This window comes from Nocardiopsis ansamitocini (assembly GCF_030268225.1).
In the GTDB taxonomy this organism is placed as follows: domain Bacteria; phylum Actinomycetota; class Actinomycetes; order Streptosporangiales; family Streptosporangiaceae; genus Nocardiopsis_D; species Nocardiopsis_D ansamitocini.
Genome location: NZ_BSQG01000002.1, coordinates 85,254 through 106,521 on the forward strand (window position 1 = coordinate 85,254; position 21,268 = coordinate 106,521).

At 67.6% G+C, this 21,268-nt stretch carries 23 protein-coding genes and 2 pseudogenes; 12 read left to right on the forward strand and 13 right to left on the reverse strand.

The features are described from left to right. Nucleotides 1–15: 15 nt before the first annotated feature. The 4 genes from QSJ59_RS06875 to QSJ59_RS06890 all read left to right on the forward strand — a co-directional run bounded on the left by QSJ59_RS06875 (nt 16) and on the right by QSJ59_RS06890 (nt 2,129). Nucleotides 16–234 carry a hypothetical protein gene (locus QSJ59_RS06875; RefSeq protein ID WP_285758017.1) on the forward strand — a complete coding sequence of 73 codons (219 nt, stop codon included), beginning with the start codon at nt 16–18 and terminating at the stop codon, nt 232–234. 432 nt (nt 235–666) lie between these two features. Beyond that, a complete protein-coding gene (locus QSJ59_RS06880) occupies nt 667–882 on the forward strand; it encodes a hypothetical protein (protein WP_285758018.1) in 216 nt (71 codons plus the stop codon). 381 nt (nt 883–1,263) lie between these two features. Beyond that, complete coding sequence (locus QSJ59_RS06885) at nt 1,264–1,476, forward strand: hypothetical protein (protein ID WP_285758019.1); 213 nt, start codon at nt 1,264–1,266, stop codon at nt 1,474–1,476. A gap of 434 nt (nt 1,477–1,910) precedes the next feature. Next, nucleotides 1,911–2,129, forward strand: coding sequence for a hypothetical protein (locus QSJ59_RS06890; RefSeq protein ID WP_285758020.1), 219 nt, complete (start codon nt 1,911–1,913; stop codon nt 2,127–2,129). Nucleotides 2,130–2,331: 202 nt separating this feature from the next. Here the strand turns inward: QSJ59_RS06890 and QSJ59_RS06895 are convergent, their stop codons facing one another. Both QSJ59_RS06895 and QSJ59_RS06900 read right to left on the reverse strand, forming a co-directional pair. Beyond that, the gene (locus QSJ59_RS06895; protein WP_285758021.1) at nt 2,332–3,084 is read right to left on the reverse strand and encodes a GntR family transcriptional regulator; all 753 of its coding nucleotides are present in this window, start codon (nt 3,082–3,084) and stop codon (nt 2,332–2,334) included. A 2-nt stretch (nt 3,085–3,086) separates the two neighbouring features. Further along, nucleotides 3,087–4,883 (reverse strand): S9 family peptidase, encoded by a 1,797-nt coding sequence (locus QSJ59_RS06900; RefSeq protein WP_285758022.1) that lies wholly within the window; start codon nt 4,881–4,883, stop codon nt 3,087–3,089. 139 nt (nt 4,884–5,022) lie between these two features. Here QSJ59_RS06900 and ybiA point away from each other — a divergent pair, with 139 nt between their 5' ends. Together ybiA and QSJ59_RS06910 are read left to right on the forward strand one after the other, a co-directional pair. Continuing rightward, nucleotides 5,023–5,646, forward strand: coding sequence for a riboflavin biosynthesis intermediates N-glycosidase (gene ybiA, locus QSJ59_RS06905; protein WP_285758023.1), 624 nt, complete (start codon nt 5,023–5,025; stop codon nt 5,644–5,646). A 70-nt stretch (nt 5,647–5,716) separates the two neighbouring features. Then, the gene (locus QSJ59_RS06910) at nt 5,717–6,049 is read left to right on the forward strand and encodes a PLD nuclease N-terminal domain-containing protein (protein ID WP_285758024.1); all 333 of its coding nucleotides are present in this window, start codon (nt 5,717–5,719) and stop codon (nt 6,047–6,049) included. Between the two features lie 5 nt (nt 6,050–6,054). Here QSJ59_RS06910 and QSJ59_RS06915 read toward each other — a convergent pair whose 3' ends face one another. From QSJ59_RS06915 to QSJ59_RS06945, 9 genes and pseudogenes are all read right to left on the reverse strand, one after another. Further along, complete coding sequence (locus tag QSJ59_RS06915) at nt 6,055–6,570, reverse strand: NUDIX hydrolase (protein WP_285758025.1); 516 nt, start codon at nt 6,568–6,570, stop codon at nt 6,055–6,057. A 264-nt stretch (nt 6,571–6,834) separates the two neighbouring features. Beyond that, a pseudogene (locus tag QSJ59_RS24425) lies at nt 6,835–7,032 on the reverse strand (hypothetical protein); the annotation flags it as partial. Between the two features lie 194 nt (nt 7,033–7,226). Further along, nucleotides 7,227–7,433 (reverse strand): hypothetical protein, encoded by a 207-nt coding sequence (locus QSJ59_RS24360; protein ID WP_432707443.1) that lies wholly within the window; start codon nt 7,431–7,433, stop codon nt 7,227–7,229. Between the two features lie 124 nt (nt 7,434–7,557). Further along, nucleotides 7,558–8,133 (reverse strand): annotated as a pseudogene (locus QSJ59_RS06920) (MFS transporter); the annotation flags it as partial. Continuing rightward, nucleotides 8,099–8,707 carry a GNAT family N-acetyltransferase gene (locus tag QSJ59_RS06925; protein WP_285758027.1) on the reverse strand — a complete coding sequence of 203 codons (609 nt, stop codon included), beginning with the start codon at nt 8,705–8,707 and terminating at the stop codon, nt 8,099–8,101. The gene QSJ59_RS06925 and the pseudogene QSJ59_RS06920, both read right to left, overlap by 35 nt. 117 nt (nt 8,708–8,824) lie before the next feature. After that, complete coding sequence (locus tag QSJ59_RS06930) at nt 8,825–10,108, reverse strand: dihydrolipoamide acetyltransferase family protein (RefSeq protein WP_285758028.1); 1,284 nt, start codon at nt 10,106–10,108, stop codon at nt 8,825–8,827. 9 nt (nt 10,109–10,117) lie between these two features. After that, nucleotides 10,118–11,116 (reverse strand): alpha-ketoacid dehydrogenase subunit beta, encoded by a 999-nt coding sequence (locus tag QSJ59_RS06935; RefSeq protein ID WP_285758030.1) that lies wholly within the window; start codon nt 11,114–11,116, stop codon nt 10,118–10,120. A gap of 16 nt (nt 11,117–11,132) precedes the next feature. After that, nucleotides 11,133–12,233, reverse strand: a complete 1,101-nt coding sequence (gene pdhA / locus QSJ59_RS06940) for a pyruvate dehydrogenase (acetyl-transferring) E1 component subunit alpha (protein WP_285758031.1) — start codon at nt 12,231–12,233, stop codon at nt 11,133–11,135. 270 nt (nt 12,234–12,503) lie between these two features. Continuing rightward, on the reverse strand, nt 12,504–13,181 hold the full coding sequence (locus QSJ59_RS06945) for a GntR family transcriptional regulator (RefSeq protein ID WP_285758033.1): 678 nt from the start codon (nt 13,179–13,181) through the stop codon (nt 12,504–12,506). Between the two features lie 677 nt (nt 13,182–13,858). Here QSJ59_RS06945 and QSJ59_RS06950 point away from each other — a divergent pair. The 3 genes from QSJ59_RS06950 (at nt 13,859) to QSJ59_RS06960 (ending at nt 16,367) form a co-directional block, all read left to right on the forward strand. Beyond that, a complete protein-coding gene (locus tag QSJ59_RS06950) occupies nt 13,859–14,593 on the forward strand; it encodes a phosphatase PAP2 family protein (RefSeq protein ID WP_285758749.1) in 735 nt (244 codons plus the stop codon). 582 nt (nt 14,594–15,175) lie between these two features. Next, a complete protein-coding gene (locus QSJ59_RS06955; protein WP_285758034.1) occupies nt 15,176–16,096 on the forward strand; it encodes an Lrp/AsnC family transcriptional regulator in 921 nt (306 codons plus the stop codon). 40 nt (nt 16,097–16,136) lie between these two features. Continuing rightward, nucleotides 16,137–16,367, forward strand: a complete 231-nt coding sequence (locus QSJ59_RS06960; protein WP_285758035.1) for a hypothetical protein — start codon at nt 16,137–16,139, stop codon at nt 16,365–16,367. 86 nt (nt 16,368–16,453) lie between these two features. Here the strand turns inward: QSJ59_RS06960 and QSJ59_RS06965 are convergent, their stop codons facing one another. Continuing rightward, entirely contained in the window at nt 16,454–17,095 is a 642-nt protein-coding gene (locus tag QSJ59_RS06965) for a TetR/AcrR family transcriptional regulator (protein ID WP_285758036.1), read from the reverse strand. A gap of 169 nt (nt 17,096–17,264) precedes the next feature. On the opposite strand from QSJ59_RS06965, the gene QSJ59_RS06970 reads away from it, so the two are divergent. The 3 genes from QSJ59_RS06970 to QSJ59_RS06980 all read left to right on the forward strand — a co-directional run bounded on the left by QSJ59_RS06970 (nt 17,265) and on the right by QSJ59_RS06980 (nt 19,529). Then, entirely contained in the window at nt 17,265–18,170 is a 906-nt protein-coding gene (locus tag QSJ59_RS06970; protein ID WP_285758037.1) for an ABC transporter permease, read from the forward strand. Continuing rightward, nucleotides 18,163–18,975: an ABC transporter ATP-binding protein gene (locus QSJ59_RS06975; RefSeq protein WP_285758039.1), complete on the forward strand. Its 813-nt coding sequence runs from the start codon at nt 18,163–18,165 to the stop codon at nt 18,973–18,975. Before QSJ59_RS06970 ends, QSJ59_RS06975 begins: the two co-directional genes overlap by 8 nt. Nucleotides 18,976–19,106: 131 nt before the next feature. Beyond that, nucleotides 19,107–19,529 carry a spore-associated protein A gene (locus QSJ59_RS06980; RefSeq protein ID WP_285758040.1) on the forward strand — a complete coding sequence of 141 codons (423 nt, stop codon included), beginning with the start codon at nt 19,107–19,109 and terminating at the stop codon, nt 19,527–19,529. A gap of 1,239 nt (nt 19,530–20,768) precedes the next feature. On the opposite strand, the gene QSJ59_RS06985 is transcribed toward QSJ59_RS06980, so the two are convergent. Beyond that, on the reverse strand, nt 20,769–21,101 hold the full coding sequence (locus QSJ59_RS06985) for a hypothetical protein (protein WP_285758042.1): 333 nt from the start codon (nt 21,099–21,101) through the stop codon (nt 20,769–20,771). Nucleotides 21,102–21,268 lie beyond the last annotated feature (167 nt).

Here is a 21,268-nt window from a genome sequence, read left to right on the forward strand (position 1 = left end):
GATGGGATGGGTTCGATGCGTCGAATCGCGAAGCTCGTTGCTGTTGGTGCCATCGGCGCAGCCCTCGTGGGGTTCGGAGCTCCCGCCGCGTCCGCCACGAGCCACGGGCACCAGCACCAGCACGTCACGCAGTGTGTGAACGAGCAGGAGGCTACCGGTCTGGGCGGCCTGTTGCTCGGACTCGGGCTCAACCTCAACGTGCTCAACCAGTGCTACGCCTACAACAACAACTAGGGCGGTAGTGCGGGGCGCGTCGGTCGTTCAGGGGGGATGTGCGGGCCTTTCCGGTCCGCAGTCGCTCGGGCGGCGCGGCAGAACGGCCGCCTGTCTTCGACCGGGCGCGGATCCGCGATTTCGTCTCTGATCGCCCTTGTTTCCTCGCTTCGGATTGTCGGGATCGTGGATTCGGGTTTTGTCCGATTGTGCGGTATTCCCCGAGCAATACCGGATTTGGTGCAGGTGGCTGGCGGTCTGTCCCTATAGGGGCGGACCGCCATTGCTGTGTTCGGTCAGGTAATGGTTTTCTCCGGGTAAAAGAATCGGAATTCTGCTGCCCGGATGTTTGGTGGCCGCCATAATCGAGAACTGTCACAATCGGTAACAAGGCAAGTGCTTTCAGGAATCATGCCTGTTTGAGTACTGCCTCTTCATGATGGGATGGGTTTGATGCGTCGAATCGCGAAGCTCGCTGCTGTTGGTGCCATTGGCGCCGCCCTCGTGGGATTCGGAGCCTCCGCCGCGTCCGCTACGAGCTTCGGGCACCAGCACCAGCACGTCACGCAGTGCACGCAGGACCAGCCGTCCACCGGCCTCGGCGGCCTCATCGGCGCGGGGCTCGGCCTCAACGTGCTCAACCAGTGCTACGCCTACAACAACAACTAGTGCGGTGATACGGGACGCGGCGTCGTCCGGGTAGGACTCGCGGGCCTCTCCGGCTCGCGGGCCCCGGGGGAGCAGCCGCCCAGCCGGCTGGTCGCCGTCCCGTGCATCGCTTCCCGCTTCTTCGTTCCCGTCTCTGATTGCTGGGGAGTGCGGACCGGGGGTCGGGTTGCGCAATCGGGCGGCGGTCCATTCCTTGTGGATGGGCCGCCGTTTCTGTGTCTGGTGGGGCAACGGTGTTCTTTGGGCAAAGGAGCGGGGATTCGATGCCCCGTGCGTTTGGGGAGCCCCGATGATTGGGCAGTGTCACAATCAGTAACCGGGTGGGCACTCTTAGATGTCATGCCCGTTCAGGCACTATCTCTTGATGATGGGATGAGTTCGATGCGTCGAATCGCGAAGCTCGCTGCCGTTGGTGCCATTGGTGCTGCCCTCGTGGGGTTCGGGGCTCCCGCTGCCTCTGCCGTGAGCAGCGGGCACCACCACGAGACGGTCAAGCAGTGTGTGCAGGACCAGCCGTCCACCGGCCTGGGCGGTCTGATCGGCCTCGGCGCCGGCGTCAACCTGCTCAACCAGTGCTTCGGCTCCAACCGCTAGTGAGGTGACGCGGGACGCGTTGACCGTCCGGGTGGAACGCGCGGGCCTTGCCGGTCCGTGACCGCCGGGATGACGTGGCGGAGCGGCCGTCCGGCCATGGCCGGCAACTGTCCCGCACCATCGCCTCGACTTCTCTTCGTTTCCTCGACTCGGATTATCGGGTTCGTGGCTCCGACGGTTGCCGGGCGACGCGGTATTCCTTGGGAAATACCGGCTTTAGTGCAGGTGGGCGGCGACTTGCCCCGTAAGGGGCGGGTCGCCGTCCCCGTGTCTGGTCAAGGGGGAGCCCTCTTCGGGCAAAGGAGCGGGGGATTGGGTGTCCTGTGCGTTTGGGGGGCCCTGATGATTGGGCAGTGTCACAAGTAGTAGCCGGGTGGGCACTCTCTGGTGTCATGCCTGTTCAGGTAATTTCTCTTTATGATGGGATGAGTTCGATGCGTCGAATCGCGAAGCTCGCTGCCGTTGGTGCCATTGGTGCTGCCCTCATGGGGTTCGGAGCTCCTGCCGCCTCCGCTGTGAGCAGCGGGCACCACCACCACCATCAGGATGTCACGCAGTGTGCGCAGGATCAGCAGTCCAGCGGCCTGGGCGGCCTGCTCGGTGTTGGGCTCGGCCTCAATGCGCTCAACCAGTGCTTCGGCTCCAACAGGTAGCGCGGGGCGCGCGCTCGTCCGGGGGAGGTGCACGGGCCTTTCCGGCTCGTGACCGTTTGTTCGGTGCGGTGGCACAACCGCCCGACTCCGGCTGACCGCCGTCTCACAGCACTGTCTTCGGGCCCTCTTCTGCGTCAGTCATGCGGGAGGGGGCCTCCGGTGTTCTCTGCCTCATCCAGCGCGCGGGCCTGTCCGAGCCGGGTCAGCGTGCAGTCGGACCGCTGGCCCCGACCCCTGGGGTGCGCGGGCGGTTCAGGCTCAACCGGTAGATGAGACGGCAGTTCTCCGCCGAGGCGATCAGATCGGAGGTCTCCACCGGGCGCTGTCCGTTGAAATGGGTGCGCTGCACCAGTAGCGCGGGAAGACCGGGGGGCAGATCGAGCGCTTCGGCCTCGGGGCCGCGAAGGGCGCGCACCGAGACCTCCTCCTCCACGCGGTCCACGAACACGCCTGCTGCGGCCAGCCTGTCCAGAACGCTCGCCGCCGGTGCCTCGCCGGGGGCCCTGCTCGTGTTGAGCGTGAGAATGACGGGTTCCCAGGAGGTGTGCAGCGCAACGGGAACACCTTCGTCACGGCTCACGCGCTCGGTTCGGTACAGGGGCTCGCCGGGACGCACCCCCAGTCGGTGTTGTGTCGCCCTGTCCGCCCCTTCGCTCCGGGTGTTCGGAAGGTCGCCGACCAATGGGCCCACCGGGTGGCCCGCGTAGCGATCGGTGCGCGGGAACCGGTAGGCGCGCTGGGGTTCGCGCACGTAGTATCCGGAGCCCGGACGGCTTTCCAGTAGTCCTTCGGTGAGCAGTAGCCGCAGCGCGTTACGTGCCACTTGTTCGCTCACGGCGAAATTACGCGAGAGCTGGGCCCGGGAAGGGACACGTGCTCCCAGCGCCAGCCGACCGTCCAGGATGGACCTGCGCAGTACCTCTGCCAGCCAGAGGTAGCGCGGTTGCCCGGCCACGACTAGGTGAGTGGGGTGGCCGGGTCCTGCTGTCCGGTACCGGTGCCTCTCAGCGCGAACTCCAGCTCCGCCGCCATGTGCCGGATGCGTTCCTCCACGACGAACGAACCGTGGCCGGCGTTGAACCGGTACACCTCAAACGGTCGCCCCAGCTCGGTCAGCCGGGCGAGGTAGTTGTCGATCTGACGGATCGGGCAGCGCGGGTCGTTCTCCCCGGCGAGGATCAGTACGGGGACCCGCACGTTCTCGGCATAGGTGATGGGGGAGGACTGCCGGTACAGGTCGGGGACCTCTTGGGGGGAACCGCCGAACAACGAGCGGTCGAACGCACGCAGCCCTTCCATCTCGTCCTCGTAGGCGGCCTCGTAGTCGGCCACCGGGACCACCGCGATCCCCGTCGACCAGTCCTCGGGGTACACCCCCAGGCCCAGCAGGGTGAGGTAGCCGCCCCAGGAGCCGCCCTCCAGGACCAGTCGTCGGGGATCGGCCAGCCCCGACCCCACCGCCCAGTCGCGGACCGCTTTGATGTCTTCCAGCTCGGTCAGTCCGACCCGTCCCTCCAGGGCGTCGCGCCAGGCACTGCCGTATCCGGTGGAACCGCGGTAGTTCACACGCACTACCGCGAAGCCGTGGTCCACCCAGGCGGCCACGTCGGGGGAGAAGGAGTCGAAGTCCTGGGATTGCGGGCCCCCGTGCACGGTGAACACGGTCGGATAGGGGGAATCGCCCTTCTCCGGGATGGAGACCAGTGCGTGCACGGGACCGCCGGGGCCCTCCACGGTGGCGTCGACGACCGGAACCGACGGCGGCGCGGGCGCCCCCGGCGGGGCCAGCACGACCCTGTCGGAGGAGTCGCGGACCATCGGCGGAGACTCGGAGCTGGACCAGGAGTACTCGACCGTGCCCTCAGGGCGCACGGCCGCACCCGCCACCAGGCCGCGGGGAGTAGGGACGAGAGTGGTCGTGTCGGTGTCCAGGTCGTAGCGGTGGAGCGTGGTGCGGGCTTCGTGCTTCTGTGACACCAGTAGCGCCCGACCGTCGGGGTACCACCCGGCGGACAGCTCACCGGGCAGGTCCAGGGCGAGTTCGCGCTCGGTTCCGGCCTCCGCGTCCCAGATCAGCGGTTGCCTGGTGCCCTGTCGCTCGTGCAGGACCAGCAGCCGGTGGTCGGTAGGCGCGAACTTCACCGGTGTGAGGTCCTTGCCAGGGCCGTCCCACAGGTCGGCCACGGGCTCCGCCGTCGCAGTCGCGATGTTCAGTCGCAGGACCCGTACCGCACTGTGCCGGCTGTCGCCGTGCTCGCTGTGGGCGATGGCGAACAGCGACTCGTCGGTGGAGAGGTCCGCAAGATCGCCTTCTTCGCGGTGGGAGTACAGCACGGCCGGTGGTGCCCCTGGTACGCCGAGGTGCACCGAGAAGCCGCTGTCGGTCGACCGTCCCACCAGGGCCGCCCCGGAAGCCCCCAGAGCGATTCCCCCCTGGTAGGAGGGGGAAAGCCCCGGGATGGCGATGTCGTCGGCGCCACCGGTGAAAGGCTGGCGGCGCCAGACGCCGAACTCATCGCCGGCAGTGTCGTCAAACCACCAGATCGATTCTCCCGTGGGGTCGATCACCGCCGCACTCGTACCGTGCTCGCGCTTGGTGACCTGTCGTTGATCGCCGTTGGCGCGGTCCCATGCGTAGATTTCCCAGGCCCCGCTGGAATCGCTGCGAAACAGCGCCCGATCGGGTGCCTCCCGAGCCCAAGACGGGAGACTGATCCTGGCCGCACGGAACCGGTCCTGCCAACGTTCGCCCATGATCCCCAGTAAAGCAGTCGGGATGTCGGCCCCGGCAGCGAACCCGGCAGTTGCCGGGGCCACCTCCGGCCAGCCCGACTGCGATTGCCCACTGACAAAATCGCTGGTGTGAGGGGATCTCGGCGCGGACAATACCTCCATGGACATCGGGTCGCCCACCTCCGTTCCCGAGCTGCTGGCCGCGATGGACGGCGGGAGCCGCACGAAATTCCTGTTCTTCTGGAGCCACCACCAGCCCGGAGCGGGCTGTCTCAGCCAGTGGGCTCCGGTCGGCTTTACGGTGAAAGGGACCGACTATCCCACCGCCGAACATTGGATGATGGCACGCAAAGCCGACCTGTTCGGCGACACGGCCGCCCGCGCCCGGATCCTCGCAGCCGGCAGTCCGGGAGCGGCCAAAGCACTCGGGCGGTCGGTACGCGGCTTCACCGAGCGCACGTGGCAGGAGCATCGCCTGGACATCGTTGTCCGCGGGTGCGTCCACAAGTTCGCCCAGCACCCCCGGCTGCGCGACTACCTGTTGGGCACCGGGAACCGGGTCCTCGTGGAAGCGAGTCCGGTCGACCGCATCTGGGGTATCGGTCTGGCCGCCGACGACGAACATGCCCAGGACCCCGCGTCATGGCGGGGAGATAACCTCCTGGGATTCGCCCTGATGCGCGCACGCGCCGAACTCACCCCTTCCAGCGGCTGGCGCACGGCCCGCGGCGCGGGTGAGAAACGGTTCCGCACTTGGCAAAGTCGCGACTTTGACAAGCCTTGAGTTGTTCGTGTCGCCACACGGGTACCCCTTTGACCATCTGGCCTTTCGACCTGGGGGGATTCGCATGGGAATGGACGAGACAGGGGCCGCCGGCGGGGCTTTCGCCACAGCCGCTCTCATCATCGGAGCAGTGCTCGCGCTGTTGGTAGTCGTGCTGATCATCGCGGCGCTGATCTCTATCCTCATCCACAAGAACCTCACCGCCGGCGGCAAACTCCTGTGGGTCCTCGGTGTGCTCTACCTGCCTGTTCTGGGAAGCGTCGCGTGGTTCGTCGTCGGGAAGAAGGGCTACCTCAACCGACTGGTCGGAGTCGACAAGGGCTACCGGCGTGAGGCGGTGTCCCCGGGGCAGCACTCGGACCAGCGGCACGGCCCCCACGGTCTCGGAGGTGCGCCTGCCTGACCGGACTAGTCGACGATCAGGGCGTCCTGCCTGGTCATGGTGACGCCCTCAGCGGTCAGCAGCCGTTGGATCAGATCCGGTTCGTAGGCGGACAGTCCCGCGTCGTTGAGGATGAGCATGTCGGTCGGGTGCGGCAGGATCTCGCCGGGCGGCACCTGGCTGATCTCGCTGACCTCCATCGGATCGAGAACGAAGTCCTCGGGGACCACGCACGGCTCCAGTGCCCGGTAGACGTGCAGCCGGTAGGCGTAGGGGCCCTCGGTCGAGTGGCCGCGGATGTCGTAGATTCCGCTCGGGGCGAGCTCGCCCGCCACAACCCCGGCTTCCTCGTACGCCTCGCGCCGAGCCGCTTGCTCGGGGGTCTCGCCCTCGTCGATGTGCCCGCCGGGCAGGAGCCAGTGGCCCGCGTACTCCCCGCAGGTCGACAGCACGAACGTCAGGCTTTCATTCGGTCCCGGAACGATCGCCACGGCGGCCATCGTGAGGTCGGTCGCGGGCGGCTGGTTCGGGGCGGTCATCATCGGGAAGGCGTCCTTTTCGAATCGGGGTCCGGTCCCGCCGCACGGTTCGACAGACCGTTGGTCGGGGCGTTCGGGCGGCGTGGTCCTCGCCACCACCCTCGCGCATCCGCCGCCCGCGCGTCCCGCGCTTCTCCGACACGGTCCTGATTGACCGCTCCCGACCGGATTGCGGCGGCTGCCGGTTTCCGTACTCGAAGCGCGGCCCCAAGCCGTTGTGTCCCGCACGATCAATCCGGAACCGTCGAACAACGAACCGACGAATCCGGTGAGCAGGCGTTCTTCCAGGACCGTCGGCGCGGAGCCCAGCAGGGCCGGTACGGGCGCCGTTCGGGAGGGCAGCGCAGATGTTCCGTTGGAGAACCCGGCGAAAGTCAGGATCTCCGCAAGCGCGGCCGGCGTGAGTGCGGCCGGATCCAGTGCCGCGATCATGGCGACGAGCCCGAGGGCGGGGCGGCAGCGCATCGCACTGATCCGGCGAGTCCTGCCCGCCCGGCTTCATAGACATAGGCGAAAGTGTGGCTCCCGCGCGTGGGCGCGTCCGCAGTTCGCAGCGCAGTGAGGTCGGCCAGGATCTGTTCGCTGTCGGGCATGGTGGAGTCTTCCCTGGTAACGGCGCTGAGCCGGCCGCCGATGTTTCACGTGGAACGTCGACCGCCCTACTCGGCGACAGGGTGATTCAGACGGTCCTCGCTGAGGTTGTAGCGATAGACGAACCCACACTCGCGGCGATCAACGCGGCGGGCGGTACGCAGCCACATCGGCATGGTCAGCACCAACGGGCTCACCAGACAAGCGAAGAGCGGAGTCACGGCGGTGGGAGAGCCGAGTGTGTAGGTCGCGAAGTACTGCGCACCGGCCAGCATGGCCCCGGCCGGTATCGCCCGAAGGAGAAACGCCTTGAACAACACCCTGGCAGGGCCGTTTCCGCGCCGCCGCACGCTGCGCGCTCAGTGCCGACTCGGTCGGGACGGGCACGGTGCGTGGTGCGCGTCGGGTCCCGAAGAAGGCAGCCGGCGTGCCGAACAGCAGGAATCCGCCGACGGCCGCCGCCATGACCCGGTATCCGTGGGCCGAACCGCCCTGGCTCTGCGCGATCGCCGGGGCGAGCGCGCCCGAGAGAAGGATCGCGACGCCGAGGAAAGCCGTCCGCCACGCCATCAACAGGGAGCGCTCGTCGTGGCCGACGGACATCTCGGCCGGCATGGCGACGTAGGGGACCTGGAAGATGGAGAAAGCCGTCGATGTCACCAGGAACAACACGGATACGCAACCGGCTGCCCAGACCCCGCTCAGCGGAGGTGCCGCGAAGATCGCTGCGAAGGAGACGGGCAGGGTGAGCACACCCACCAGCAGCCAGGGCCGGCGTTGCCCCCATCGCGACCGGGTGCGGTCCGACAGGGCGACGGCGAAGGGGTCGCCCAGAACGTCCCAGATCGTGGGGGCGAGGATCACCAGTGCCGCGAGCGCAGCGGGGACGGCGAGCACATTGGTCAGGTAATAGAGCAGGACGAGCCCGGGGACGGTCCGATCATTCCCGCAGCATGCACCAGGTTCGAGGGGCATCGCCCGGCAGGTCCACCTCGGCGGTCACGGTGAAGCCCAGACGTTCGTAGAAGTCGACGTTCCTGCGTTCGGACGTCTCCAGGAACGCGGCGTGGCCGCTCTCCCGGGCGGCGCGCAGGCCCGGAGCCAGGACACGCGAGCCCAACCCCTTCCCCTGGTCCCGGCCGCGCACCCCGACCGTGGCAAGGAACCAGCACGGCCGGTCCGGACGGTGCCCGGCCAGTACGGCGTCCGCCTCGGCTCCGGCGGAGAGCCGCTCCCCGTAGAGCTCCAGCAGTTCCGGGGCGACGAACACCTGCGGGTCGATCGCGGTGTCGGGCAGCGTCCACACCGCGGCCGCCGTGCCCCCGTCCACGATGTGCACCCGGCCGTAGGGCAGGCCCACGCGTTCGGTGAAGTAGCGCTGCATCGCCCGCAGCCGATCCTGGTAACTGTCCGCCGGCAGGGCCCACCGGGTCCAGGAGTAGTCGGTGAAAGCGTCGGCCAGTGTCTCGGCGACGACGTCGATGTCGGCGGACGTCGCCACCCGCACCCCCGATGCCGCTTCGGCCGCGGTCAGTTCCGTGAAGCTCACGGTCTCCCTCGTTCCATGGTTCGTCGTCTCCACCGCACCCTAACGGGCTGTTCCACCACCACGACCGAAGCCCGCCCCCGAAGTGGGGACGGGCTTCGAACCGGCTTCGAACAGCCGTTACAGGATGATCCGCATCGGCTCTTCCAGAACCTCGGCGAGCTCCTTGAGGAAGGCGGCGCCGACCGCCCCGTCGACCGCGCGGTGGTCGACGGACAGTTCCAGGGAAATGGTGTTGCGGGCGACGATCTCGCCGTCACGCACCACGGCCTGCTGCTTCATCGCGCCCACCGCCAGGATCGCGGCCTCCGGGGGGTTGATGACCGCAGAGAAGCTGTCGACGCCGAGCATCCCGAGGTTGCTGACGCTGAACGTGCCCCCGCTCATCTCCTTGGGGCTGAGCTTGCCGTCACGGGCCTTGCCGGCCAGTTCGCGCGATCGCTGGCCGATCTCCGACAGCGGAAGCCGGTCGGTGTCGTGCACGACCGGTACGACCAGTCCGTTGTCCACCGCGACGGCGATACCGATGTTGACCCGGTTGTGCCGGAACAGCTTGTCGCCGATCCAGGAGGAGTTGACCGCCGGGTGGCGACGCAGCACAGTGGCGGCGGCCTTCACGATGAGGTCGTTGACGCTGACCTTGACACCGGTGTCGGCGAGACGGGTGTTGACGTCGGCCCGGAACGCCTTGAGGGCCTCGGCGTCGATCGTGCGACGCAGGTAGAAGTGCGGGACCTGCTGCTTGCTCTCGGTCAGGCGGCGGGCGATCACCTTGCGGATGTTGGTGATCGCGACCTCTTCGGAGTCGCGGCCGTCATCGAAGGCTTCCTGCTGCTTGGCAGGGGCCGCGGGGGCCTCGCTCTTCGCAGCCGGAGTCTGGCCCTCCTGCTGCTTGGCGGCGGCCTCGATGTCGGCGCGCACCACGCGACCCTTGGGGCCCGAGCCCTTGATGTCGTTCAGGTCGAGGCCGTGCTCCTTGGCCAGCCGGCGGGCCAGCGGCGAGGACGGCGGACGCGATCCCCCCTCGGCACCGGAACCGCTGGACGGAGCAGGGGAGGAGTCCGGCACGGATTCCGTGCTCTCCTCCTGGGCTGCCGGAGCGGTCTCTTCTTCCTCGGCGGCCGAGTCGGAGCCGCCGGAGTCGCCGGAGTCGTCGGGCACTGCGTCGGGGCTGTCGCCGATGACCCCGATCACCGTGCCGATGGCCACGGTCTCACCCTCGCCGGCGGACTGTTTGACCAGGTAACCGTCTTCGTAGGCCTCGTACTCCATGACGGCCTTGTCGGTCTCGATCTCGACCAGCACATCACCGGAGGCGACCTTGTCCCCGACCTTCTTCAGCCAGGAGCTGATGACGCCTTCCTCCATGGTGTCGGAGAGGCGCGGCATGTAGATATCAGACATCTGTATTCCTTAACCGACCCGCCGGCCGACGGCGCTCAGGGTTTCGTGGATGACGGTGGTGATCGACTCGGCCGACGGCATGGCCGCGGTCTCCAGCGGCTTGGCGTAGGGCATCGGAACCTCTGCCATGGCGACCCGGCGCACCGGTGCGTCCAGGTAGTCGAAGGCCCCCTCCTGGATGGAGGCGGCGATCTCGGCGCCGATCCCGTAGGTCAGCCAGTCGTCCTCGGCGATAACCGCGCAGCCGGTCTTCTTGACCGACTCCACGATCGTCTCCCGGTCTAGTGGACGCAGGCTGCGCAGGTCAACAACTTCCACGCTGATTCCGTCCTCGGCCAGCTTTTCCGCGACCTGGGAGGTCACCATTGCCATCCGGGAGTACCCGATGAGGGTGATGTCGGTCCCCTCGCGGGTGACCGCGGCACGACCGATCTCGGCGACCGTGGTGTCGTCGTCGGGGACCTCGCCCTTGGTGTTGTACAGACCCAGGTTCTCCAGGAACAGCACCGGGTCGTCGTCGCGGATCGCGGCGCGAAGCATCGAGGCGGCCTCGGCCGGGGTGCTCGGCGCGAGCACCTTCAGGCCGGGGATGAAGGAGTAGAACAGCTCGATGTTCTGGGAGTGGGTGGCGCCCAACTGCTGGCCGCCGCCGCCCGGGGTGCGGATGACCAACGGCACACTGGTCTGGCCGCCGAACATGCCGTAGATCTTGGCGGCGTGGTTGATGATCTGGTCGATCGCGATCAACGAGAAGTTGATCGTCATGAGCTCCACGACGGGGCGCAACCCGAGCATGGCGGCGCCGATCGCCGCGCCGACGAAGCCCTCTTCGGCGATGGGGGTGTCGCGCACCCGGCGCTCGCCGAACTCCTTGAGCAGGCCTTCGGTGATCTTGTACGAGCCTTCGAAGACGCCGATCTCCTCGCCGAGGAGGAGGACGTTCTCGTCGCGGTGCATCTCGGCGCGCAGGGTATCGCGCAGGGCTTGGCGGTAAGTGATGACGGACATGTCAGCCGCTCCTTGTCTACTCGGCGAAGACCGGGTCGGCGGGCATGCGGCTCGACTCGTTCGGCACGGGGGTGGCATAGGTGTAGTCGAACAGCGTGGACACCTCGGGGTGCGGGCTGTTCTCGGCGAAGTCCGCGGCGTCGGTGACCTCTTCGCGCACCGACTCGGCGATTTCCTGCTTGAGCTCGTCGGTGAGGATTCCGGCCTCGGTGAGACGCGTCTCGAAGGCGGCCAGCGGGTCGTTGGCCTTGGCCTCCTCACTCTGCTCGGAGGTCCGGTACTTGGCCGGGTCCACGACGGAGTGCCCCTTCAACCGGTAGCTCACGGCCTCCAGGAGGAAGGGCTGCTGTTCGGCGCGGGCGCGCTCGACGAGGTCGGCCGCTGCGTTGCGCACGGCCAGTACATCCTGGCCGTCTACGCGCACGCCTTCCATCCGGTAGGCGGAACCCCGCTTGTAAAGATCGGGCTCGGCGGACGACTTCTCGACGGTGGTGCCCATGCCGGTGAAGTTGTTGATCACCACGAAGACGACCGGAAGGTTCCACAGCGCGGCGATGTTCAGCGACTCGTGGAACGCACCGATGTTGGTGGTGCCGTCGCCCATCTGACACATGACGACCTCGTCGCCGCCGCGGTAGGACACCGCGAGGGCAGCGCCGATGGCAAGGGGGAGCTGACCGCCCACGATGCCGTAGCCGCCGAGGAGGCGGGCTTCGGTGTCGAACATGTGCATCGACCCGCCCCAGCCCTTGGAGACGCCGGTGGAGCGACCGTACAGCTCGGCCATGACGCGGCGCGGGTGGATGCCCTTGCCCAGCGCGTATCCGTGCTCGCGGTAGTTGGTGAAGAGGTAGTCGCGCTCCTGCAGCGCCGTCATGAGGCCGACGACGGTTGCTTCCTCGCCGAGGTTCAGGTGGCAGTAGCCGCCGATGCGGGCCTGCGTGTACGCCTGAGCGGTGCGCTCCTCGAAACGACGGATCAGCAGCATCTGCCGGTAGTAGTCCAGCAGCGTCTTGGGCTGCTCGTCGGCGATGTCGGGCGTGCTGTCCTTCCGGGTGCGTCGGCGGCTGCCGGTCCTGGCAGTGCCGCCGCCCTTCGGCTTGGCCGTGTCAGCCATGTCGGTGCCTTTCTACGTGCGGGATCGGCCCCGACCGGGTGGGTGACCCGAGGAGGCCGCGGCCGTGCCGCGCGATCACGCGTATGGTCACGGCCTGCTCGCCAACGCCGGACTCAACGGCGGACGCGAGAGTGGCTGTTCTGGTGTGAGGTTCGTCGCGCACACTCTACGTACTGATCGATGATCGATCAATACGACTTTACGGCAGATGCTCCACTTTTCTCACATACCGGGGCGAACCACTGGCCGGTTTCTCCGGAGGCGTACGACTCAGCCCACGGCGTCGCGGGACTTCAGCGCCGCTTCCACGTAGTTGAGCACGTGGTCGCTGAGCATCTGGCCTACCCCGGGATCGCGGTCGCGAAAAGCCCGGGTGATCTGGTGGTGATCGGCGGCCTTGGCGTGCAGTTCCATGTTGAGCCAGCGAACCGACAGCGCCGTCCAGACCTCCACGCCCAGCGATTCCCACGTGTGCAGGAGAACGCTGTTGTCGGCGGCGCGCACGATTTCGCGGTGGAAGTCGACGCTGTGCTTGATCTCTTCCTCGACGTCCCCGGCGGCGGTGGCGCGTCGCAGTGCCTCGACCTCGCGTTCGAGAGGACGAATGTCTTCGGCCAGCCTCGGGGCGGCCAGTTGGGCGGCGACGAGTTCGAGACCGGCCCGCACCGGATAGATCTCCGCCATGTCCGCGGCTCCGAAGTCGCGCACTCGGGCGCCCTTGTTCGGAACCGACTCGATGAGCCGCAGGGTCTCCAGCTCCCGAAGAGCCTCGCGCACCGGCGCCTGGCTGACGTTGAGCTCGGCGGCCACGCGTCGTTCGACGATCCGCTCGCCCGGTTGCCATCGGCCCGACAACAGGCCGTCGACCAGAACACGCCGGATCTGCTCCCGCAGGGGGTTGCGGGCTAGCCGAGAGGCGTCTTCCGGGCTCTCAGAAAGCTCGACCATCAATGGCCTTTCTCTTCTGGGGACGACAGCGGGCTGAGGGCTTCTTGAAGAGTGCCACACCGGGTCGGCGCCCCGGTCCGATGATCCCCTGAGTCGCCTCTCAAGAGCTCCGTTTGCTCACGGAACGCTCACACCTGTGTCTCAACTGGTTCTGTGGGGGTTTCCCGGGGCCCGAGCATGGGAGAAGCGCGAGGTAGGACGATCGTAATCAATAGGTACCCGAGACGCTTGACCAAGCAGGGCGGTATGCTCATCTGTCGGAAATGTTCTGGTACTCCGAATGTGCCGATGGAACCGCTGACCCGGGAACGGCCGTCGCAGTCATGGAAGTGGTCCGTGTATGCGCTGCCCGAAAGGCGCGCGGATTACCGGAGCAGTGCCACCAAGCGGCCGGTCCCCCGACCGGTCCATGCGGGCGTGAAGCATAGGGCGCGTCCGCATATCCCGATCCCGAAGACCGACGTCCAGCGGCGAGCCCATCCCCTTCGCATACCCCCGTGCCGCAGGCCAGCCCACACTCGTGAGACAGCACTGAGCACAAAATGACGCCTATATCGCGGATACGGCCCGAGTCATATCGCCGGGTCGAGAATCCGATCTTTGACCCCCATCACGACCACAGGTCAGTCACTGTGGCCAGAGTCGAGCGCCCACTGGGTGCCCGCATCGCCCCCTGGATGCCGAAGAAGATCACCTGGCCCAGCGCGAGTGAGATCGCGTGGGGACTGGCCTCGGACAAGGTGGCGATCCTGCTCGCGGTCGCACTGGTCACCATGACCGTGCTCTCTGCGGGCGCGCTGCACCCCATCGACAACTTCATCAACACGATGCCGCGCCCGTTCTGGGACGACATCAGGCTTTTCCTCATCCTATGGCCAGATACGGTCGCTTCGCGAGCTGTGGCGCTGCCTGTCCTCGCCGTGGTCTCGTTGCACCTGGCCTACTGGCACCGCTCCTGGCGCCCGGTCGTACTCGCCACCGGCGGCGTGTTCGGGATGGTCTGCCTGGTCGCCACGATGAAGCTGATCCTGCGTCGATCGCACCCGCGTACCCTCGACCCGTCCTTCTTCACCGACGGGGGAGTCTCCTTCCCCTCCGGGCACGGCGCCAACGCCATCCTGATCTACGGCCTCGTGCTGTTCATGATCGTGCGCTACCGGGCGGTGCGGCCGCACATCGTGCGCCGCCTCGCCTACTGCATCGCCGCTATCGCCATTCTGCAGTCGGTGGTATCCGCCTACCTGCACTTCCATTGGTTCACCGACCTCGTCACCGGCATGATCGCCGGCGCTTTCGCGCTGCGTCTGGTCATGAAGCTCGACGAGATGATTCCCGCTGGACGCACGGCCAACTGGTGGCCCTTCTACGGCCGTTCCCATCGCCGGCCCGGCGAGATCTCCGCCACGGGGTAGCCCGTTCGGTCGAACGGCACCGGGTGGGGCACGCGCGACAGTCGTGTCCCGCCCAGGTGTCCTTCGTGTGACCGGATCTGACCGCGTCCGGCCGGTGCCGACCAGTATCCCGCGACCCTGTTGGGGGACGGACGGCCACGTCGGCGGACGAGGGACGGGTCCTGCGCGTCTCGCCCTCCCCGGTCGGTGGGCTGTCCACCGATTGTCCGAATTTCCGGTCGGAGATTATCCCACTGTTCCGGACAGTGGTGGGAAAACTACAAACCTTCCCGGGTGGAGGCCGTTTTTCGGAAACGCACATATCCCTGCATGTCACGGGATTAGGCGTGGAAATTTTTTATCGGGCCGCTCTCGCGGCCCGATTTTTGTCGCGGATTGTGCGGCAAGACAAGAGTGATTTTGTCGAGAGGATTGACCACAAGTCCTACGCAGTAAGGGTTTTCGCACGTCCAGGGCATTGGCCTCAGGAGGCCCTGTCCAGCTCTGGCCGTATCGGCTTCAAAGCAAGACACAGGGGGTACCCGCAGAGCGACAATGACATCGGGCGCAGATGAATTCAGGGCCCGGGAGGGAAGTACAAGAGTGGGACTCGACCAGACCGATCTGGAGATCGTCCGGCAGTTGGAGCTCGATGGCCGATTGCCGTTTGAAGGGCTGGCCAGCCGTGTGGGATTGTCCCGCGCGGCCGTCCGGTTGCGCGTGCGCAGACTGGTCGACTCCGGGGCGATCCGGTTGGTCGGGGTCGTGCATCCGAGGGTTCGCGGTATGACGGCGCACGCGCATCTGTCCATCGATGTCGACTCCGATGTCGCACCGGTCGCCGAGGCGGTGGCTGATCTCCCCGAGACAGCCCTGGTGAACATGACGGCGGGGCGGTTCCCGCTGGCCGCCGAGCTGCACGGACGTAGTCTGCGCGAGCTCGGCGAGGCAGTGGAGCGGGTGCGCGCGCTTCCCGGGATCGTCGATGTCGACACAGCGATCTACACCGACATCCTCAAGGATCCGCAGCTGCCCGACCCCGCCCCGCCGGGGCTCGACCTCGACCTGCTCGACCACCGGGTTCTGGAGCTGCTGGAGCGCGACGGCCGGCTGTCGTTCGCGGACCTGGCCGCCGAAGTCGAATTGTCAGCGGGGGCGGTGCGCAGCAGGGTGCTGCGCCTACTGGAGACCTCGGCGATCCGGGTCACCGCGCTGGTCGACCCCGGTGCGGTCGGGCTGGCCAGTCTCGGTGGATTCGCGCTGCGCCTGTCCCGATCCGCGCCCCAGGCGATCGCTGAGCTCGCTTCCTGGGAGCAGACCCGTTTCCTGGCCCGTTGTGTGGGGCGGGCGGACCTCCTCGGCACGGTGGCGGCGGAGTCCACGTCGGGACTTCACCTGCTCTACGAGCGGTTGCGGGCGCTCCCCGGGGTAAGAGTCACCGAGACGTGGGTGCACATGAGTTCGGTCCGGGACAGATATGCCAACCGCGATACTTCTAGAGCGCTCTCCGGCGTTTTAGATTGAGCGTGCACCACATCCCGCCCACACCTTTGAGAGGTGCGAATTGTCGATTCTCCAGCCGGGCCTGAAGCGGGTTCGGCTCCGTGTCCCCGCCGACTCCTCGTTCGATGCAGTCCGTGACCTCGACGGTACCTTCGCCGAGGTCCCCGATGTCCGGGACAAGTACCGCTACCTCCGGGACGGGGTGTCCGTCGATTTCGAGGCCACTGATGAGACCGTTCTCGACGGCGATGCCTCGCTCCCGGTGTTCGAGGCTGCCCGAATCAACGCCTGATCTGCCGGCCCTCCTCAGCCGAACATGACGGCACGGTGGCAACGCCGCCGGGCCGTCCTGGGTGCCGCCGCACGGGCGTCTGCCGATCAGTGCGCCTCGTCGGCGGCACGCGGGGGGCGAGGAACAGCCAGCGCGGTCGCCACCGTATCGGCCAGGCGGTCCAGATAGCTCTTGGTGACGGGTTCGCGCAGTACGGCGATGTGCCAGTAGAGGGGGCCGAGCGCAAGGTCGAGCGCCATGCCCGCGTCGGTCGCGGGCCCAACCTCCCCCCGCGTCACCGCGGCCGCCACGATTGCCTCGCCCAGGCCGCGTTGCGTGTCGCGCAGTGCACGCTCCAGCGTCCGGGCGATGTCGGGGGTACGGGCCGCCTCGGCGAGCAGGTCGGGGACGATCTGTCCTGCCAATGGGTGGCGCAGCGCCCGTGCCGCGATGTCCAGGATCATCCGTACGTCGCCGCGCAGCGATCCGGTGTCCGGGGCGGGCACGTCGTATCCGACCACGTCCGACACCACGTCGATGACCATCTGTAGTTTCGAGGGCCAGCGTCGGTAGACCGCTGTCTTTCCCACTCCCGCGCGCCGGGCAACGGCCTCGATCGACATGCGCCCGTAACCGACCGCCGCCAGTTCGTCGAACACGGCTGCGCGGATGGCCTCGGTCACGTCTTCCTGAAGGACGGCTGCCCCGGTCGGCGTACGTCGGGTCCGGGGGCGCTCCGCTGATGGCATGCGATCAGTCTAATTGGACGACGAAACGGTTGCGTTCCGTCCTGTGGGAGCCTAAGCTCACGAAGCGACGAAACGGTTGCGTTGCGTCGTTGTGTCGGATGGGGCGGAGCGACTCGGTTCGACCGGAACCGCGCCGTACGCCCTCGTGTGACCAGGGAAGCGACTTCGAGTGAGCAGAGACGTCATACCGCGCCACGGAGCGCTCGATCCCGAGGTCGGCGCCGCCGAGCTTGCAGCTCGGTACGGATTGGGCGTGAGCGGCGCCCGCCCTTCGCCGGTGGAGTACACCCGGCGACTGTGGGGACGCCGCCACTTCATCGCCGCGTTCGCCCGGGCCCGCGGTGACGGACAGTACAGCCGGGCCCATCTCGGCCGACTCTGGCAGGTGATGACCCCCCTGCTCAACGCCGCTGTCTACTACCTCATCTTCGGTCTGCTCATCGGAACCCGGGACGGCGTTCCCGACTTCATCCCGTTCCTGGTCACCGGCGTTTTCGTATTCGCCTTCACCCAGTCCTCGGTGCTCAGCGGGGTGCGGGCCGTCTCGGGGAACCTCGGGCTGGTGCGGGCCCTGCACTTCCCCCGGGCCGTGCTACCGGTCGCGCTCACGCTGGCCCAACTGCGTCAGATGCTGGTGTCGATGGCCGTGCTGGTGGTCATCGTGCTGCTGGCGGGGCAGGTGCCGACCTGGTCCTGGTTGCTGGTGGTTCCGGTGCTCCTGGCGCAGTCGGTGTTCAATGCCGGTCTGGCCCTGGTCGCGGCCCGCCTCGGAAGCGCGGTGAGCGATCTCGCCCAGCTCCTGCCGTTCGTCCTGCGCACGTGGATGTACGCCTCGGGCGTGATGTACAGCATCGGCAACCTCACCGCGGACGCACCCCTGCCGGTCCGCGTGCTGCTCGACCTCAATCCGGCCGCCGTCTACATCGATTTGACGCGCTTCGCCCTCATCGACAGTTTCACCGCTGCCCAATTGCCGCCCTACGCCTGGGGTGTGGCTGTGGCCTGGGCATTTGTTCTCGGGGTCGGTGGGTTCGGGTATTTCTGGCAGGCGGAAGGACGGTACGGCCGTGACTGAACGAAGCGGCACGGTGGTGGGGCCTCGGCCCCCCACGGTCATCGTGGACGACCTGCACGTGGTCTACCGGGTGCGGGGCGCCGGCCGGACCAAGGAGGTCAAGGGCGGTGCGACGGCGGCGTTGGCGCGCATGATCTCCCCGAGGCGTCTGGCGGGTGAGCGCCGGGTCCACGCGGTCAAAGGCGTCGGTTTCGTCGCCCGGCGCGGGGAGACCATCGGTCTCATCGGTTCCAATGGTTCGGGCAAGTCCACCCTGCTGCGGGCCATCGCCGGTCTGTTGCCGGCCGAGAGCGGCGCCGTCTACTCCGACGGCCAACCCGCCCTGCTCGGAGTCAACGCGGCGCTGATGAACGATCTGAGCGGCGAACGCAACGTCGTCCTGGGCTGCCTGGCAATGGGGTTGTCCCCGCGGGAAGTGCGGGAGCGCTACGACGAGATCGTCGAGTTCTCCGGAATCAACGACAAGGGCGACTTCATCTCGTTGCCGATGCGTGCCTACTCGTCGGGGATGGCCGCCCGCCTGCGCTTCGCGATCGCCTCGGCCGTCAACCACGACGTCCTGATGATCGACGAGGCCCTGGCCACCGGTGACCGCGCCTTCCGCAAGCGCTCGGAGGCCCGGATCCGCGAACTCCGTGCCGAGGCGGGCACGGTTTTTCTGGTCAGCCACAGCCTCACGTCCATCAGGGACACCTGCGCCCGCACCCTGTGGCTCGAAAACGGGGAACTGGTCATGGACGGCCCCACCGACGAGGTGGTCCGCGCCTATGAGGACAGTGCCGGACGGCGATCCTCGGCGCCGTGACCCGCGCTTATGGTGCCCCGGTCGGTCGGTGAAGCGGAGAAGAAGCCGATTCCAAGCCGTAGCGAAGCGCCGTCTGAGACGGTTCTCCGGTATGCCGCACGAGGCGGTGTCACGAGAAGACTCGGACGGTCATGAGGATTCTGAAGCAGGCAGCAGCGGCGGTTCTGGTGGCGGGTGCGGCTGCGGCCGGAACCATCGCGGCCGCGGCACCCGCGGCGGCGGCGACCTACAACAACGAGTGCGGAGCCGGGTACGCCGTTGTCAACTCGGCGAACATCGGAAGCACCGGAACGGTGTTCCTCACCTACAACAGTTCGACCAAGAGGAACTGTGCCATCACCAAGCGCAACACCGCTGGTTCGACCGTGCTGATCGAGGTTGGCCTCTCGGTCAGCCCCAAGGGCAACCACTGGGACGCCTTTGAGGGCGGCCAGTTCACCAGCTACGCGGGCCCGATCTACCTGTCCGCCGCCGGCAGGTGCGTCGACTGGGGCGGGCGGATCAACAACCCGAACGGTTCATGGACGGGCAAGAACGGCACCAACTGCGGCTGACCCCGGCGCGCGTTCCGGTCGGTGCGCGGAGCACCGGCCGGAACACTTCTTCCCCGGCGCCCGCAAACGCCGGTTCCCATACCGGGGGAGTCCGCCCGCCCAGGCCGTTCACGACGGCCCGCACCGTGGCACCGCCCCGGTTTCCGGTGCGGGTGAGGCGGTCCAGCCACTCGTCGGGCAGTGTGCGCTCGGCACGGGTGAGCGCGGCCCCTTCGTCGGGAGGAACCGCCTTGAGCGCGACCGCGCGGGTGGCAGCCGTGTCCTTCCCGCCGTCGGCCAGTCGCCTCCGCAGCGGCAAGGGGCGATCATCGACTTCTCCACTTCGGTCGCCAAGCCGGCCCTGCCCGACTCTGTCTCTTGCGCGGCCGCCGAAAGCGCGGTCGACGCGATCAGCCCCGTACTCGCCGAAGTACTGCGCGGCCGCGACATCACCGTCGACGTCGCAGCCCCCGGGCCTACCGCGGCGGCCCTGTCGGACGGAGAAGACGAGGCGACCGTCGAGCGCGCGGCGAAACCGGACCCGCTTGAACGGCCGGGGCCCAGGGCGGCACCGTCGAGGCAGGCCCTTCTCGGCCGGTCCCGGACGGTGGGCCAACGGTCAGACCCCCTACGCCGACGGCGACGTCGCCCAGGGATTCGGTGCGGGCCCGCAAGGGGGCGGGAGTGATGGAGGCGCGGCCCGGTCGGCTAAGCGGACCGCGGCGCGGCCGTCGTGGCCCGCGGCCTCATGGGGGATATGCGCAACCGCTGGTGGCAGAACGTCCTCGGTGCCGCGGGCTGGACCTCCATCTGCGCGGTGTGCCTCAACCTGTTGTCCGCCATCGTGTGAGCCGCCGACCGGCCGGGGCGTGAGCCGCACCGGATCGATCGTGGATCAGTACGACCGGAGCCGGGACGAGGGAAGGGCCTCCGTCCCGGCCCCGGTCCGCGTGGCACCGTTCGGCCCGGTCGCGGGCTCGCGAAAATCCCGAGACGCGCGCTGGCGGCGGTGGACCGTGCCGGCTTCCCGCTTTTCCCGGACTTGAGCGGCAGGGACGACCGGTCGAAAACGAATGTGCACCACGGGGGTGGTCCACGGCGGGGGCGGTCGGAAGCGGACATGGGGCCACGGTGGTCGGATCGACGGCCACCGTGTTCGAACCGGCATGTCCTTGGCCGCTGTGCGGCGTCGGTTGCGTTGCCTCAGGTCGCGCCGTGGGGGCCGCGGCCTTGGATTGTGCGATCGCGGATCATTTCCGACTAGCGGTGGTGCCAGCCGTGGCCACCGCCGTGGTGCCAGCCGCTGTTGTGGTTCCACCCGCCGTGGTGCCAGCCGTGGTTGTGGTGCCAGCCGCTGCGGTGGTACCAGCCGCCGTGGTGCCGGTAGCCGCTGTTGTAGTAGTAGCCGTCACCGTCGTGTCCGCGGTTGCCGGCCTGCGAGTGCACGCTGTGGGAGTAGGCCCCCTGCGCCCCTGCCGCCGTGGTCTGTTCGTGGTAGCTGCTGTCCGCCATGGCCATTGCCGGTGCGCCGAAGGCCAAAGCCGGAACGGTGATAGCGGCGAAGGCGATGCGGGCCAGAGTCTTGCGGTTCATTGCTGGTGCTTCCTTTCTCTGGCGTTCTGACTGCTTGCCATTTCTTGTCCCCTTCCTGCGCTTCGGCTTTGTCGGAGCGGTTCGGGGACGGTCACCGGTGAATGAATGGCCTAACAAGTCCCATGACCGTCCGGGGCACTTGTTAACCCTCTCAATCCGATAAGCTA